At 71.4% G+C, this 15188-nt stretch carries 13 protein-coding genes; 6 read left to right on the top strand and 7 right to left on the bottom strand.

Going from position 1 to position 15188, the window contains the following annotated elements; all coding sequences use genetic code 11:
- Positions 1 to 71: 71 nt before the first annotated feature.
- Complete coding sequence (locus ACWD5F_RS41535) at positions 72 to 1427, top strand: M20/M25/M40 family metallo-hydrolase (protein ID WP_451261384.1); 1356 nt, start codon at positions 72 to 74, stop codon at positions 1425 to 1427.
- Positions 1428 to 1458: 31 nt separating this feature from the next.
- On the opposite strand, the gene ACWD5F_RS41530 is transcribed toward ACWD5F_RS41535, so the two are convergent.
- Positions 1459 to 2499 (bottom strand): NUDIX hydrolase, encoded by a 1041-nt coding sequence (locus ACWD5F_RS41530; RefSeq protein WP_451261383.1) that lies wholly within the window; start codon positions 2497 to 2499, stop codon positions 1459 to 1461.
- A 150-nt stretch (positions 2500 to 2649) separates the two neighbouring features.
- The gene (locus ACWD5F_RS41525) at positions 2650 to 2862 is read right to left on the bottom strand and encodes a hypothetical protein (protein ID WP_451261382.1); all 213 of its coding nucleotides are present in this window, start codon (positions 2860 to 2862) and stop codon (positions 2650 to 2652) included.
- A gap of 106 nt (positions 2863 to 2968) precedes the next feature.
- On the opposite strand from ACWD5F_RS41525, the gene ACWD5F_RS41520 reads away from it, so the two are divergent.
- On the top strand, positions 2969 to 3307 hold the full coding sequence (locus ACWD5F_RS41520) for a hypothetical protein (RefSeq protein WP_451261381.1): 339 nt from the start codon (positions 2969 to 2971) through the stop codon (positions 3305 to 3307).
- A gap of 258 nt (positions 3308 to 3565) precedes the next feature.
- Positions 3566 to 5599, top strand: coding sequence for an NPCBM/NEW2 domain-containing protein (locus ACWD5F_RS41515; RefSeq protein WP_451261380.1), 2034 nt, complete (start codon positions 3566 to 3568; stop codon positions 5597 to 5599).
- 50 nt (positions 5600 to 5649) lie between these two features.
- Here ACWD5F_RS41515 and ACWD5F_RS41510 read toward each other — a convergent pair whose 3' ends face one another.
- Positions 5650 to 6597 carry an ROK family protein gene (locus tag ACWD5F_RS41510; RefSeq protein ID WP_451261379.1) on the bottom strand — a complete coding sequence of 316 codons (948 nt, stop codon included), beginning with the start codon at positions 6595 to 6597 and terminating at the stop codon, positions 5650 to 5652.
- A 207-nt stretch (positions 6598 to 6804) separates the two neighbouring features.
- On the opposite strand from ACWD5F_RS41510, the gene ACWD5F_RS41505 reads away from it, so the two are divergent.
- Positions 6805 to 7884 carry a LacI family DNA-binding transcriptional regulator gene (locus ACWD5F_RS41505; RefSeq protein WP_401726226.1) on the top strand — a complete coding sequence of 360 codons (1080 nt, stop codon included), beginning with the start codon at positions 6805 to 6807 and terminating at the stop codon, positions 7882 to 7884.
- Positions 7885 to 7891: 7 nt separating this feature from the next.
- On the top strand, positions 7892 to 8659 hold the full coding sequence (locus ACWD5F_RS41500) for a hypothetical protein (protein WP_451261378.1): 768 nt from the start codon (positions 7892 to 7894) through the stop codon (positions 8657 to 8659).
- On the opposite strand, the gene ACWD5F_RS41495 is transcribed toward ACWD5F_RS41500, so the two are convergent.
- Both ACWD5F_RS41495 and ACWD5F_RS41490 read right to left on the bottom strand, forming a co-directional pair.
- A complete protein-coding gene (locus tag ACWD5F_RS41495; protein WP_451261377.1) occupies positions 8656 to 10608 on the bottom strand; it encodes a protein kinase domain-containing protein in 1953 nt (650 codons plus the stop codon). The two genes, ACWD5F_RS41500 and ACWD5F_RS41495, sit on opposite strands and share 4 nt — an antisense overlap.
- A gap of 95 nt (positions 10609 to 10703) precedes the next feature.
- Complete coding sequence (locus ACWD5F_RS41490; protein ID WP_451261376.1) at positions 10704 to 12008, bottom strand: DUF6986 family protein; 1305 nt, start codon at positions 12006 to 12008, stop codon at positions 10704 to 10706.
- A gap of 272 nt (positions 12009 to 12280) precedes the next feature.
- Here ACWD5F_RS41490 and ACWD5F_RS41485 point away from each other — a divergent pair, with 272 nt between their 5' ends.
- The gene (locus ACWD5F_RS41485) at positions 12281 to 13222 is read left to right on the top strand and encodes an endonuclease/exonuclease/phosphatase family protein (RefSeq protein ID WP_451261375.1); all 942 of its coding nucleotides are present in this window, start codon (positions 12281 to 12283) and stop codon (positions 13220 to 13222) included.
- Between the two features lie 82 nt (positions 13223 to 13304).
- On the opposite strand, the gene ACWD5F_RS41480 is transcribed toward ACWD5F_RS41485, so the two are convergent.
- Positions 13305 to 14267 (bottom strand): electron transfer flavoprotein subunit alpha/FixB family protein, encoded by a 963-nt coding sequence (locus ACWD5F_RS41480; RefSeq protein WP_401726235.1) that lies wholly within the window; start codon positions 14265 to 14267, stop codon positions 13305 to 13307.
- 62 nt (positions 14268 to 14329) lie between these two features.
- A complete protein-coding gene (locus tag ACWD5F_RS41475) occupies positions 14330 to 15118 on the bottom strand; it encodes an electron transfer flavoprotein subunit beta/FixA family protein (protein ID WP_451261374.1) in 789 nt (262 codons plus the stop codon).
- Positions 15119 to 15188: the final 70 nt, after the last annotated feature.

The raw sequence follows: 15188 nt of genomic DNA, 5'->3' as shown, positions 1-15188 counted from the left end.
TCGCCGCGGACCGCTGTGGGAGGATCACAGCACTTCACCAGTACAACGTCGCACCCACAAGGAGCGTGCCCATGTCGTCGAATCCGGTCGCCGAGACCGTCGCCTCGCTGATGCCGAGGGCCCAGGCGGAACTCGCCGAACTGGTGGCGTTCAAATCGGTGGCCGACTTCGAGCAGTTCCCCAGGAGCGAGAGCGAGGGCGCCGCGAACTGGGTCGCCGACGCCCTGCGCGTCGAGGGCTTCCAGGACGTGGCCCTGCTCGACACCCCCGACGGCACGCAGTCGGTCTACGGATATCTGCCCGGCCCCGAGGGCGCGAAGACGGTCCTGCTCTACGCCCACTACGACGTGCAGCCCCCGCTCGACGAGACCGACTGGACCACTCCGCCCTTCGAGCTGACCGAGCGCGACGGCCGCTGGTACGGGCGCGGCGCGGCCGACTGCAAGGGCGGGGTCATCATGCACCTGCTCGCGCTGCGCGCCCTGAAGGCGGACGGCGGTGTCCCGGTCCACGTCAAGTTCATCGCCGAGGGCTCGGAGGAGCAGGGCACCGGCGGTCTGGAGCGGTACGCCGAGGAGCACCCGGAGCTGCTGACGGCCGACACCATCGTCATCGGTGACGCGGGCAACTTCCGCGTCGGTCTGCCCACGGTCACCTCCACGCTGCGCGGCATGACCCTCCTGCGCCTGCGGATCGACACCCTCGAAGGCAACCTCCACTCCGGCCAGTTCGGCGGCGCCGCCCCCGACGCGCTGGGCGCCCTGATCCGCGTACTGGACTCGCTGCGCGCCGAGGACGGCTCCACGACCGTGGACGGGCTTGCCCCGGCGGCCGGTTGGGAGGGTCTTCAGTACGAGGAGGAGCAGTTCCGGCAGGACGCCAAGGTGCTGGACGGTGTGCGGCTGATCGGTTCGGGCACGGTCGCCGACCGGATCTGGGCGCGCCCCGCCGTCACCGTCCTCGGCATCGACTGCCCGCCGGTCGTCGGTGCCACGCCGTCGGTGCAGGCGAGCGCGCGTGCGCTGGTGAGCCTGCGGGTGCCGCCGGGCGTGGACGCCGCCGAGGCGACCAAGCTGCTGGAGGCCCACCTGGAGGCGCACACGCCGTGGGGCGCCCGGGTGCACATCGAACAGACCGGCCAGGGCCAGCCGTTCAGCGCCGACACGACCAGCCCGGCGTACACGGCGATGGCCGAGGCGATGGCGGTGGCCTACCCCGGCCAGGAGATGCAGTACGCCGGCCAGGGCGGCTCCATCCCGCTGTGCAACACCCTCGCCTCGCTCTACCCGAGCGCGGAGATCCTCCTGATCGGCCTGAGCGAGCCGGAGGCGCAGATCCACGCGGTCAACGAGAGCGTGTCTCCGGAGGAGTTGGAGCGTCTGTCGGTGACGGAGGCGCTGTTCCTGCGGAACTACGCGGCGAGCTGACTCCCTTCGGATTCCGGCAGGTCGGCGGACGTCACGGCGTGGGGATGCCGCGCTCCAGATAGAGCGCGGCGCCCCGCTCCCGGGCCCGCAGCGCCCAGCGCAGCCGCTCGTAGCGGACCGGCGGGAGCAGGTCCGCCGCCTCCTCCTCGGTGACGAAGCGCCACTCGCGCAGTTCGGGTCCGGGCAGCAGCAGCCGGGCGGCCTCGGTGGAGTCGAGCCGGCCGCCGTCGTAGAGGAGCCGCAGTCCGCCGTAGCCGGGCGGTGCGGGGGCCTCCCAGTCGACGACGAGCAGATGCGGTACGTCGGTGAGGCGGATGCCGGTCTCCTCGGTGACCTCGCGCATGCCGGCGCGGGCGGGGGCCTCGCCGGGTTCGACGACACCGCCGGGGAACTCCCAGCCGGCCTTGTAGGTGGGGTCGACGAGCAGCACCCGGTCCTGTTCGTCGAAGAGCAGCACACCGGCGGCGAGCGTCTCGGCGGTGGGCTCGGGCGTCTGCACGATGTCGCAGACCGGCACCTCACCCCGCCCGCAGGCCTCCGCGATCCGCACGGCGCTCTCGTACGGGGTGAGGGCGCCGGTGTCGACGGGGTGGGCGTCGGCGGTGAGCCAGGAGGCGAGGGCGGCGCGGTACGGCTCGATGTGGTCGTAGGCCCACTGCCGTTGCCGCAGTTCGCCGTCGGGGAGGTCGGGTGGGACCTCCCGGCGGGCTATTCGCTCCCGCAGGATCGTTTCCGCCGGAGCCAGCAGGACGTGCTGGACGGCGATGCGGCGCGCGGCCAGACCGCCGAAGATCTCGTCGCGGTACTCCTGGCGCAGGAGGGTCATCGGGACCACGAGGGTGCCGCCGAGTTCGGCGAGCATCGCGGCCGCCGTGTCGATCACGAGGCGTCGCCAGATCGGCAGGTCCTGGAAGTCGCCGACCTCGGCGAGGTGCTTGGGCGGCAGCAGATGCGTCATCGCCGCGCCGATGACCTCGGGGTCGAAGAGCGTGCTGTTCGGGATCAGGTCGATCAGTTCCCGTGCGGTGGCGGTCTTCCCGGCACCGAACGCTCCGTTGATCCAGACGATCACGGACAGTTCCCCCTCTTCTATTGGCCCCCTGAGGCTTGCCCGTTTCACCCTGCCACGGAAACCAGCCCCAGTTGAGGGCGCACGAAGAGGGGCGCCGATGCCCACCGCAACGGCGGGGACACCGGCGCCCTGTCGGGACGGAGAGTGACGTCAGCCGTTCTGCCCCAGGGTCTTGCCGGCGTCGGCGAAGCTGTCCTTGCTGATGGTGTCGGTGACCACGCCGAGGGTGTCGTCGACGCTCAGGCCGCCCAGTGCCTGTTGGTCACCGAGTACCTGGTGGTCGCCTCCGTGGGTCGGGCTGATCGCGGCGACGACGAACCCGGTGGCGAGGGAGGCGATGGCGAGCATGCTGCGCTTCTTCATGCCCGGTTCAACTGCGCGGACCGGGCAGGGGTCACGCACCCGTTGCGGCCGGTGCCCGAGCGGGCATCCTGGTACGGGCGACCGGGCGGACCAGGGAGGCGGGCGGATGGACGCGGGCGACGGACACATCCACGTCGACTCGAAACTGCTCCGCGACAACGCCGCGGTACGGGGCGCGCCGGCGGCCACCTTCGGTCTCGTCGGCGACGCGCCGAGCACTGTCACCGCGGGCTGCGGCCTCCGGGTGCCGTACGCGATGACGTCCGGACGCCCGGAGAGCGTCACCTGCCTGCCGTGCCGCGAACACGCCGGCCGTGAACACCGGCGCCTGGCCGCACAGTTGGAAGGGCTGGTCGGTACGCCCGGGGTGCATGTCGAGGAGGACCGGGTGCGACGGGCCTCGGCACACCATCGCGACCTGGCACGGAGGTTCGCGGAGGGCTGAGCGCACCTCCGAGCGGTCAGCCCTCCGATGCCTGTGACCTGACTGTCAGGACGATCCGACGCAAGGGCCGACCCAACACAACCGAACGTCACATCGGATCGAATCCCCGTCTGACGTCGTTGTCAAGGGCTATGACGGGATATCGAACACCACTACCGCATGTCTTCCAACAGAGTCCGACACGTCCTACCGTAAACGCTCAGGGGTGACGCGGACATGCTGTCATCCCATCTTTCGCGCGTTCGGAGGACTGCAACGATGCATCACCTCGACACCCGCACCACCCGCCGAAGACTGGTCGGAACACTCACGGCGGGCCTCCTGTGCGCGGCCGGACTCGCCGCGCCGGCCATGGCCGCGCCCACCGCCGAGCCTCCGGCCCAGCCCGCCGCGCCGGCCCTCGCCGACGGTCTCGCCCTCACCCCGCCGATGGGCTTCAACAACTGGAACTCCACGAACTGCCGTCCGGAGTTCAACGAGGCCATGGTGGAGGGAATCGCCGACCTCTTCGTCGCGAAGGGTCTCAAGGACGCCGGCTACCAGTACATCAACCTCGACGACTGCTGGGCACTGCCGAGCAGGGACGCGAACGGCAAGCTCGTACCGGATCCGGTGCGGTTCCCCCATGGGATCAAGGCCGTTGCGGACTATGTCCACTCCAAGGGCCTCAAGCTCGGGATCTACACCAGCGCGGGCACGAAGACGTGCAACGACGCGGGATTCCCCGGTGCGCTGGGCCATGAGTACAGCGACGCCCAGCAGTTCGCCGACTGGGGCGTGGACTACCTCAAGTACGACAACTGCAACAACCAGGGCGTGGACGCCAAGTTGCGCTACAACACCATGCGCGACGCGCTGAAGGCGACCGGCCGGCCCATCGTCTACAGCCTCTGCGAGTGGGGCGAGAACAAGCCCTGGGAGTGGGCGGCGGACGTCGGCCATCTGTGGCGCACGACCGGTGACATCAGCGACAACTGGGGCTCGATGGTGTCGATCCTCAAGCAGAACCTGCCGCTCGCGCAGTACGCGGGACCGGGGCACTGGAACGACCCGGACATGCTGGAGGTCGGCAACGGCGGCATGACCGACACCGAGTACCGCTCGCACTTCTCCATGTGGTCGATCATGGCGGCCCCGCTGCTCATAGGCTCCGACCTGCGCAAGGCCACCCAGGCGACCTTCGACATCCTCGACAACAAGGAGGTCGTCGCGGTCGACCAGGACCCGCTGGGCAAGCAGGGCACGGTCGTCTCCTCCGAGGGCGGACGCTGGGTCGTCAGCAAGCAGATGAAGGACGGCAGCCGCGCTGTCGCGCTCTTCAACGAGTCGGGCAGCGCCCAGCGCATCGCCACGACCGCCACCGCCGTCGGCCTGCCGCGCGCCCACGCCTACACGCAGCGCGACCTGTGGCAGCACAAGAGCTTCAACACCGCGGGCACCATCGCGGCGACCGTCCCGGCGCACGGCACGGTCCTGCTGCGCATCTCCGCCGACCGCAAGTGGGCCACCAACCCGCCGGCCGTCGAACTCGGCCTGAACGGCAGCCCGTTGGTCGAAGCCGGCAAGAAGGTCTCCCTGACCTCCACGGTCACCGACCTCGGCCGCACGTCGGCCGAGCACGTCTCGGTGGCACTGACCGGACCCAAGGGCTGGAAGATCAAGGCGACTTCGTCGACCAAGGCCAAGGAACTCAGGACAGGCCGCTCGCTGCGCAGCAAGTGGTCGCTCACCGCGCCGAAGGGGACGCCGACAGGGTCGTACGACCTGAAACTGAAGGCGAGTTACCGCTCACCGACCGGCAAACGCGTCGACAGCGTCCTGCCGCTGACCACGACCGTGGTCGTGGCGCCGCCCGCGGGTGTCTCCGGGCTCGGGGATCTGCCGTGGCTGTCGGCCACCAGCGGCTGGGGACCGGCGGAGCGCAACACCAGCAACGGCGAGAGCGACGCCGGTGACGGGAATCCGATCACCATCGGCGGTGTCGTGTACGCCAAGGGCCTTGGTGTGCACGCCGACAGCGACGTCGAGTTCTACACCGGCAAGGCGTGCGAGAAGGTCACCGCGGACGTCGGCGTCGACGACGAGAAGGGCGCCAACGGCTCCGTCGCCTTCGAGATCTGGGCCGACGGCACCAAGGTCGCCTCGACCGGCACGCTCACCAACGCGATGCCGGCCCAGTCGATCACCGCGGACGTGACCGGCGCCGAGGTGATCCACCTGGTCGTCACCAACGGCGGGGACGGGTACGACTCGGACCACGCGGACTGGGCGGGGGCGCAGCTGAGCTGCTGAGCCCGCTCGGGGCTCAGCAGCTCAGGGGAACGTTCCTGCTCAGAGCCCCTTCAGACCGTGGCCGCGTCCGCCCGCCGGGCGAGCGCGGCCGCGGCCGCTCCCACCAGACCGGCGTCCGTGCCCATCTGGGCCGGCGTGATCTCCAGGCCCTGCACGAAGGACAGCGTCGCGTAGTCGCCCAGGGCCTTGCGCAGAGGCGTGAACAGCACGTCGCCCGCCTTGCCCACGCCCCCGCCGATCACCGCGATGTCGATCTCCACCAGGGTCGCCGTGGCCGCGATGCCGGCGGCCAGCGCCTGGGCGGCCCGGTCGAAGGAGGCCACCGCGACCGGGTCGCCGGTGCGGGCGGCGGCGGCCACCGCGGCGGCGGAGGTGTCGCCGTCGGGGCCCGGCCGCCAGCCGTTCTCCAGGGCCCGCCGCGCGATGTTGGGCCCGCTCGCGATGCGCTCCACGCAGCCGCGCGAGCCGCACGGGCACAGGTCGCCGTCGAGGTCGACGCTGATGTGGCCGATGTGGCCCGCGTTGCCGGTCGGGCCGGGGTGCAGCTGGCCGTTGAGGACGAGGCCGCCGCCGACGCCGGTGGAGACCACCATGCACAGCGCGTTGTCGTGGCCGCGGGCCGCGCCCTGCCAGTGCTCGGCCGCCGTGATCGCCACACCGTCGCCGATCAGCTCGACCGGCAGCCCGCCGGCCGCCTCCTGGACCCGACGGACGAGCGGGAAGTCCCGCCAGCCCGGCACGTTCACCGGGCTGACCGTGCCCGCCTTGGCGTCCACCGGCCCTGCGCTGCCGATGCCGAGCGCCGTGGCGCGTGCCCACTCGGGTGCGGCGGTGAGTTCGCCGAGCACCTCCGCCACGGCTCCCATCACGGTCTCGCCGTCGTCCTGCGCGGGCGTCGCGCGCTGGGCACGCACCGCGATCCGGCCGTGGCCGTCCACCAGCGCCCCGGCGATCTTGGTGCCGCCGATGTCGAGCGCGGCCACGAAGTCGGTGTGCATCAGTGTCGGATCTCCCCGTAAACCAATAGTGTCCCCGTCGGCAAGGAGGGGGTTCCCCCTTCAACCACGGAGAAGTGCGGGCCGGTCTCGCGGTGGGGGCGCAGGCCGGAGATTGCGGTGGACAGTCTCTCTCGCATATGACAACGTTGTCCAGGCTCTATGCTCGACGCCACATCCTCATACAACCTCATGGTCCGACGCATCCCCATGGGACGAGACAGGACAGGACAGCGCATCGTGCCAGAGACCGCCCGTCGTTCAGCCCACCTCAACGCCACTCGTTACGGCAATCGTCCCACGATGAAGGACGTGGCCGCACGGGCCGGCGTCGGCCTGAAGACCGTGTCCCGCGTGGTCAACGGCGAGCCCGGCGTCACCCCGGAGACCGAGCGCCGGGTCCAGGAGGCCATCGACGCGCTGGGCTTCCGGCGCAACGACAGCGCGCGCGTGCTGCGCAAGGGCCGCACCGCGAGCATCGGTCTCGTCCTGGAGGACCTCGCGGACCCGTTCTACGGCCCGCTCAGCCGCGCGGTCGAGGAGGTGGCCCGCGCGCACGGCGCCCTCCTGATCAACGGCTCCAGCGCGGAGGACCCGGACCGCGAGCAGGAGTTGGCGCTCGCGCTGTGCGCGCGGCGGGTGGACGGCCTGGTGGTGATCCCGGCCGGTGACGACCACCGCTATCTGGAGCCCGAGCTCAAGGCGGGCGTCGCCACGGTCTTCGTGGACCGGCCGGCCGGGCGGATCGACGCCGACGTGGTCCTGTCCGACAACTTCGGCGGCGCCCGCGACGGCGTCGCCCACCTCATCGCCCACGGCCACCGCCGGATCGGCTTCATCGGCGACATGCCCCGCATCCACACGGCCGCGGAGCGCCTGCGCGGCTACCGGGCGGCCCTGGAGGACGCCGGGACCCAGGTCGAGGACGCGTGGATGTCCCTGGGCGTCACGGACCCGCAGCGGGTGCGCCGGGCGGCCGAGGAGATGCTCTCCGGTCCCGACCCCGTCACCGCGATCTTCGCGGGCAACAACCGTGTGACGGTCACCGTGGTCCGCGTGCTCGCCGAGCACAGCCGTCCGGTCGCCCTGGTCGGCTTCGACGACTTCGAGCTCGCCGACCTGCTCCAGCCGGGCGTCACCGTCATCGCCCAGGACGCGGCCGCCCTCGGCCGCACGGCCGCGGAACGCCTCTTCCGGCAACTGGACGGCACCCTCATCGCCCCCGAGCGCATCGAACTGCCGACCCGCCTGATCGCCCGCGGCTCGGGCGAAGTACCCCCGTCGGCCTGAGGCGCACATGCCCGACCGCACACTGGAGGCGCTGGGCCTGGCTCAGGCCCCGCGCGACCATCCGCTGCTCTACCCGGGGGCGTGGCCGACGGAGTCGGGCGTGCTCGACGGCGACCGGTTCCTGCCGATCGAGGACGACCGCTTCTTCCCCCTCCACCGCCTCGTGGACGAGAACCGCGCTCCTGTCCTCGCCGTCGGCTCCAACGCCTGCCCGGGTCAACTCCGGCACAAGATGGCCGCGTACGGGATCACCTCGCCCATCCCGATGGTGCAGACCCTGGTCACCGGCCTCGACGTGGGCGTCTCCGCGCACGTCAGCCGCATGGGCTACGTGTCGGCGTCACCGGTCGAAGCCCCGGGCACGGTACGGGAGTTGTTCGTGATCTGGCTCGACGGCGAGCAGCTCTCGGTCATCGACGCCAGCGAGGGCGTGCCGCTGATCGACGGCAACTACCGCCGGGCCTGGCTGCCTTCGCCGACGGTACGGATCGAGCAGCCGGACGGCACGGAACTGGCCGGTGCGTACGCCTACGTCAACCGGCGCGGGGTCCTGCACGACGGCACCGGCGCGCCGCGCCCGCACCCGGGCCAGCGGGAGCTGCTCACCGAACTCCTCGTGGGATCAGCGCGGTTGCGGGAGCTGTTCGGTGTCACGCCGGAGGAGTTCTGCGAACGGGCGCGTGCCGACCGCCGGTTGTGCGAGCGGGGCACGCGCCTGTTCGCGCGGGAGAAGCGGGTGACGGCTTCCGGTCTGGAGAGGTTCGTCCGGAACTAGCAGATCGGGAGCCCCGGGACCGGAGCGTCGTTGTCCCCGCCCTTGATGTAGACGTCGCTCACGTACACGTTCGCGTTGCCGCTGTCGTCGTCCGTCTTCGCCCACCAGACGTTGGTCCACTCGCCGTACGTCTCGCGGCGGCCCAGGTTCGCCTGGCAGAAGAAATAGTTGGTGCCCGAGCCCAGTACGCCGACCTCGGTGCCGGAGGCCGTGTAGGACTTGGCGGTGCGCCAGACCGTGCAGTTGTACTTGCCGCCACCTATGGAGGTGCAGGCCGGGTCCTGGGAGGGCTCGCTCCCGCCGGTCGTGCCGCCCGTGCCCGTCGTACCGCCGTCGCCGGAGCCGCCGCCCGTGGTCCCGCCACCACCGGTGCCGCCCGTGGTGCCGCCGCTCCCGGAGGTCTTGCCCGGGGAAGGAGTGCCGGAGTGGGTGGGAGCGTCGTCGCTCTTCTTGCCAGGTCCCTTGGACGCGGTCGGCGACTCCTTGTCGCCCTGCTCGCTGGGCTTGTCGTCGGCCGAGCGGGCGGTGTCGGGGCTGCCGGTCACGGCCGACGCGGGGGTGCCACCGGCGTCGACGGACGCGCCGGACCCGGTCCGCTTCGTGGCGTCGCTCTTGTTGTTCAACAGGGCGACGGAGGTGCCGGCCGCCGCGACGACGAGCGTGACGGCGACGGCCGCGAGCAGGACCTTGCCCTTGCGGCGCCTGTTGGATGCGGGGGTCATGGGGCCGGTGAGGGAGGAGTCCGGGGATCCCGGAACCGCGGGACCGAAGCCGTGCACGGCCGCACCGCCGACCGCCGGAGTCCGCGCCGACCCCGTCTCCGGTGATCCGAAGCCCTGGGCGGGCTGCTCGGCGGTGCCGAATCCTGCGGCGGCCGGGCCGAACTGCCCTGCTTCCGGGCCCACTTGGCCGTGCGTCCCGGAGTCCGTCGCGGCGGCCGGGCCGACGTCCTGCCCCGCCACCGGCTCGACCGGCCCGAATCCAGGCGGCACCGAGGGAAGACTGACCTCGGTCTCCGCGCGCGGCGGTGTCGTGGGCTTGTCGCTCCCCCGCAGGGTCGTGGTCTGGACGTCCGTGGGGACCGTGTCCGCCACCGCCTGGAGCAGGACACGGGCCGCCTCGGCGGTCGGGCGGTCCTCGGGTCGCTTGTCCATGAGCCGTCGCAGCACGGGCCTCAGCGGGCCCGCGGCACGGGACTCGGGAAGCGGCTCGTCGACTATGGCGGTGAGCGTCGAGTACGTCGACGTACGGCGGAAGGGCGAGGCGCCCTCGACCGCCGCGTACAGCGTGGCGCCCAGGGCCCACACGTCGGACGCCGGACCCGGGTCGGCGCCCTGGGCGCGCTCGGGGGCCAAGTAGTCGAGGGAGCCCACGAGTTCGCCGCTGCGGGTGAGGTGGGTGGCCGAGCCGTCGCCCGGGTCGTCCATGGTCGCGATGCCGAAGTCGGTGAGCACGACGCGGCCCGAGCGCTCGAGCAGGATGTTGCCGGGCTTCACGTCGCGGTGCAGGACGCCCGCGCGGTGGGCGGCGGCCAGCGCGTCCATCACCTTGGCGCCGATCCCGGCCGCCTCGCGCGGCTCGAGGGTGCCGCGCTCGCGCAGTACGTCGTCCAGGGACGGGCCGTCCACCAGCTCCATGACGATCAGCGGGCGCCCGTCGACCTCCGCCACGTCGTGCACCGCGATGACTCCCGGATGCCGCATCCGGGCCGCCGCACGGGCCTCGCGCTGCATCCGCAGCCGCAGATCGGCGAGTTCGGGCGCGTCCGCGTCGCTGTACGTGCGCAGTTCCTTGACCGCGACCTCGCGGCCGAGGACCTCGTCGATCGCCCGCCAGACGACGCCCATGCCGCCGCGCCCGAGCTGGGCGACGATGCGATAGCGCCCGGCGAGCAGCCGGCCTATCCCGTCCGTCTGGCCATTTCCGTTGAAGGAGTCCCCCGAAGACACCGCTGCCCCGTTCCTGTGACACGTCAATGCGTGCGGTACAGACTACGGGGCGCGGGTGACAACACCAGCCGCCGGTGACGGCTGTGACAGGGCCGCTACTTCGCCGAGACCGTGAGGTCGCCGCGGCGCGGCGCCGCGAAGCCTTCCAGGTCGGCCCGGGTCAGCCCGGTGGCGCGGGACACCTCGGCGATGTCGAGGGCGCCGCAGTCCAGACCGCGCAGCAGATAGCCGCCGAGGGCCTTGGCGGTCGCGGGCTCGTCCATGACGTCACCGCCGGCCCGGTTGACGTACCGGGTGAGCCGCAGGGCGGCCTGTTCGAAGCCCTCGCGGTAGAAGGCGAAGACGGCGGCGTAGCGGGTCGGGATGTGGCCGGGGTGCATGTCCCAGCCCTGGTAGTACGCGCGGGCCAGGGCCCGCCGGGTCAGCCCGTAGTGCAGCCGCCAGGCGTCGTGGACCTTCTCGGTCGAGCCCACGGGCAGCACGTTGGTCGACCCGTCCGACACCCGCACGCCCGTGCCCGCCGCCGCGACCTGCATGACCGCCTTGGCGTGGTCGGCTGCCGGGTGGTCGCTGGCCTGGTAGGCGGCGGAGACTCCGAGGCAGGCGCTGTAGTCGAAGGTGCCGTAGTGCAGCCCGGTGGCGCGGCCCTCGGCGGCCTGGATCATGCGGGCGACGGTGGCGGTGCCGTCGGTGGCGAGGATGGACTGGCTGGTCTCGATCTGGATCTCGAAGCCGATCCGCCCGGGTTCGAGACCGCGCGCCTTCTCGAAGGCCTCCAGGAGCCGCACCATGGCGGTGACCTGCTCCGGGTGCGTCACCTTGGGCAGCGTGAGCACCAGCCCGTCGGGCAGGCCGCCGGCCTCGATCAGGCCGGTGAGGAAGATGTCGAGGGTGCGGATGCCCCGGTCCCGCACCGGCGCCTCCATGCACTTCATGCGGATGCCCATGTACGGCGCCGCGGTCCCCTTCTCGTACGCCTCCGCGATCAGCCGCGCCGCGCGGGCCGCCGCCTCGTCCTCCTCGGCGTCCGGGCGGGGGCCGTAGCCGTCCTCGAAGTCGACGCGCAGGTCCTCGATGGGCTCGCGCTCCAACTTGGCCCGCACGCGCGCGTGGACGGGCTCGGCGAGGTCGTCGCTCAGGCCGAGGACGGCGGCGAAGGAGGCGGCGTCGGGGGCGTGTTCGTCGAGGGCGGCGAGCGCCCGGTCGCCCCAGGAGCGGACGGTGTCGGCGGCGAAGACGTCACCGGGCACGTACACGGTGTGGACGGGCTGGCGGGTGCCGGGGTCTCCGGGGTAGCGGCGCTCCAGTTCGGCGTCGACCGGGGCGAGGGAGGCGCTGATCTCCTCGCTGACGGCGCCCGCGAGGCTCGTCGACACGTTCTCCTGCTGGCCCTGACCCATCCCGCACCCTCCTGTTTTCCACTGTACGGAATCAACAATCCGTTGAATGAAGTTATCGGGGCACCTTCGGGATGGTCAACACCGTGTCCACGGGGAGCCACACGGTCATCCCGACATGTTCACGCTGATCTCATCCGGGGGTATCACCCCCGGGTACCACCCTTGTGCACGCACGACCCACCGCACGCACGACGCACCGCACACGCGACCCCGCACCCGCAGGACTCGCCGTACGCACGACTCGTCCGGCTTTTGCCACCGAAGGAGCCTCCGTGCCGAGCCCCCGCCGAGTCACCCGCCGTCTGGGCCTGAAAGCCGTGCTGGCCGCGGCGGTCACCGTGCCCCTCTCCAGCGCCGCGATCCCCCCGTCATCGGCCTCGTCGACCGCATCGCCCTCCACCGCGGGACCGCAGTTGCGCCGAGCGGGCACAGCACCCCTCCTCGATGTCATGACCTTCAACCTGCGCTTCGCCAGCACCACCGAGCCCAACAGCTGGCACGACCGCCGACCGGTGATGCGCGAACTGCTGCGCCGTGCGCGCCCCCAGATCATCGGCACCCAGGAGGGCCTCTACCAGCAACTGCGCGACATCGACGCCGATCTCGGACCGGACTACGACTGGGTCGGCACCGGCCGCGAGGGAGGCAGCCGCGACGAGTCCACGGCGATCTACTACGACCTGCGGCGCCTGCTGCCCATCGAGCACTACACCTTCTGGCTCTCCGACACCCCGGAGACCATCCGCTCCAACACCTGGGGCGCCGCCTTCCCCCGCATCGTCACCTGGGTCCGCTTCCGCGATCTCGCCGACGCCGGACAGGAGTTCTACGTCCTCAACACCCACTTCGACCACGTGAGCCAGTACGCGCGCGAGCGCAGCGCCACGCTGATGACCCAGCGGATCGCGCAGCTCGACCGCACCCTGCCCGTCGTGGTGACCGGCGACTTCAACGTCGCCGCGCACAAGAACCCGGCCTACGACACCCTGGTGCGCTCGGGGCTCGTCGACACCTGGGACGTGGCGGAACAACGCAGCGCTCTGTACGGGACGTTCCACAGTTACCGGCCGCCGACGCCGAACGGCGACCGCATCGACTGGATCCTGACCTCGCCGGGGGTACGGACGAGCAGGGCGACGATCGACACCTTCGCCGTGAACGGCCAGTTCCCCAGCGACCACCTGCCCGTACAGGCGTCCCTCACCCTGCGATGAGCAGAGGCCCCCGCGACCGTCGGTACGGTCGCGGGGGCCTCGTACAGCCGTCGCACGGATCGGGGGCAGCCCCCCAACCGGCTCAGCCCTTGCGGGTGTTGATCTCTTCGGTGAGCTGGGGGACGACGTCGAAGAGGTCGCCGACTACGCCGTAGTCGACGAGGTCGAAGATCGGGGCCTCGGCGTCCTTGTTGACGGCCACGATCGTCTTCGAGGTCTGCATGCCGGCCCGGTGCTGGATCGCGCCCGAGATGCCGTTGGCGATGTACAGCTGCGGGGACACGGACTTGCCGGTCTGGCCGACCTGGTTGGTGTGCGGGTACCAGCCCGCGTCCACCGCGGCACGCGAGGCGCCCACGGCCGCGCCGAGGGAGTCGGCGAGGGCCTCGATGACGGCGAAGTTGTCGGCGCCGTTGACACCGCGGCCGCCGGAGACCACGATCGCGGCCTCGGTCAGCTCCGGACGCCCGGTCGACTCGCGCGGCGTGCGGGCGGTGACCTTGGTGCCGGTCGCCTGCTCAGAGAAGGTCACGTCCAGGGCTTCGACCGCGCCCGCGGCCGAAGCGGGCTCCACCGGGGCGGAGTTGGGCTTGACGGTGATGACCGGGATCCCCTGGGAGACGCGGGTCTTGGTGGTGAAGGAGGCGGCGAACACCGACTGGGTGGCCACCGGGCCCTCGTCACCGGCTTCGAGGTCGGTGGCGTCGGTGAGGATGCCGGACTTGATGCGCAGCGCGAGACGGGCGGCGATCTCCTTGCCCTCCGCGGAGGACGGCACCAGCACCGCGGCCGGGGAGACGGCCGCGACGGCGGCCTGGAGGGCGTCCACCTTCGGGACGACCAGGTAGTCGGCGTACTCCGACGCGTCGTGGGTGAGGACCTTCACCGCGCCGTGCTCGGCGAGCGTGGCGGCGGTGTCGGCGGCACCCGCGCCGAGCGCGACCGCGACGGGCTCGCCGATACGGCGGGCCAGGGTCAGCAGCTCCAGGGTGGGCTTGCGGACGGCACCGTCCACGTGATCGACGTAGACGAGAACTTCAGCCATGGGAATGGTCTCCTGCGTGCTTGCGAAGTCTGAGGGGAGGTGAGCGAGTCGGGCCTGGGGCCTTAGATGAACTTCTGGCCCGCGAGGAACTCGGCGAGCTGCTTGCCGCCCTCGCCCTCGTCCTTGACGATCGTGCCGGCGGTGCGCGCGGGGCGCTCGGCCGCGGAGTTCACGGCGGTCCAGGCGCCTTCGAGGCCGACCTCGTCCGCCTCGATCTCCAGGTCGGACAGGTCCCAGGCCGCGACCGGCTTCTTCTTCGCGGCCATGATGCCCTTGAAGGAGGGGTAACGCGCCTCGCCCGACTGGTCGGTGACCGACACGACCGCGGGGAGGGAGGCCTCCAGCTGCTCGGAGGCGGTGTCGCCGTCACGGCGGCCCTTGACCACGCCGTCCTCGACCGTGACCTCGGACAGCAGGGTCACCTGCGGCACACCCAGGCGCTCGGCGAGGAGGGCCGGGACGATGCCCGCGGTGCCGTCGGTGGAGGCCATGCCCGAGACGACCAGGTCGAAGCCTGCCTTCTCGATCGCCTTCGCCAGCACCAGCGAGGTACCGATCGCGTCCGTGCCGTGCAAGTCGTCGTCCTCGACGTGGATCGCCTTGTCCGCACCCATGGAAAGCGCCTTGCGCAGCGCGTCCTTGGCGTCCTCGGGACCCACCGTCAGGACGGTGATCTCCACGTCGTCGTCGGAGTTCTCCGAGATCTGCAGCGCCTGTTCGACCGCGTACTCGTCCAGTTCGGAGAGCAGACCGTCCACGTCGTCCCGGTCGACGGTCAGGTCATCGGCGAAGTGCCGGTCGCCAGTGGCGTCGGGCACGTACTTCACAGTGACAACGATCCTCAAGCTCACGCCGGCTCTCCTACTGCTTCGTCTTTTTTTCGGCTGCCTCTTGCAGGCAGCATAGGCGCCCCAAGCGGCC

This window comes from Streptomyces sp. NPDC002499, assembly GCF_053595415.1.
This window is presented reverse-complemented; position numbering and strand designations above follow the sequence as displayed.

Excerpts from the sequence above, each read along its gene's own strand:
- ACWD5F_RS41535 (WP_451261384.1), top strand. The coding sequence starts at position 72 with ATGTCGTCGAATCCGGTCGCCGAGACCGTCGCCTCGCTGATGCCGAGG.
- ACWD5F_RS41525 (WP_451261382.1), bottom strand. The coding sequence starts at position 2,862 with ATGAAGAAGCGCAGCATGCTCGCCATCGCCTCCCTCGCCACCGGGTTC.
- ACWD5F_RS41520 (WP_451261381.1), top strand. The coding sequence starts at position 2,969 with ATGGACGCGGGCGACGGACACATCCACGTCGACTCGAAACTGCTCCGC.
- ACWD5F_RS41515 (WP_451261380.1), top strand. The coding sequence starts at position 3,566 with ATGCATCACCTCGACACCCGCACCACCCGCCGAAGACTGGTCGGAACA.
- ACWD5F_RS41510 (WP_451261379.1), bottom strand. The coding sequence starts at position 6,597 with ATGCACACCGACTTCGTGGCCGCGCTCGACATCGGCGGCACCAAGATC.
- ACWD5F_RS41505 (WP_401726226.1), top strand. The coding sequence starts at position 6,805 with ATGGGACGAGACAGGACAGGACAGCGCATCGTGCCAGAGACCGCCCGT.
- ACWD5F_RS41500 (WP_451261378.1), top strand. The coding sequence starts at position 7,892 with ATGCCCGACCGCACACTGGAGGCGCTGGGCCTGGCTCAGGCCCCGCGC.
- ACWD5F_RS41490 (WP_451261376.1), bottom strand. The coding sequence starts at position 12,008 with ATGGGTCAGGGCCAGCAGGAGAACGTGTCGACGAGCCTCGCGGGCGCC.
- ACWD5F_RS41480 (WP_401726235.1), bottom strand. The coding sequence starts at position 14,267 with ATGGCTGAAGTTCTCGTCTACGTCGATCACGTGGACGGTGCCGTCCGC.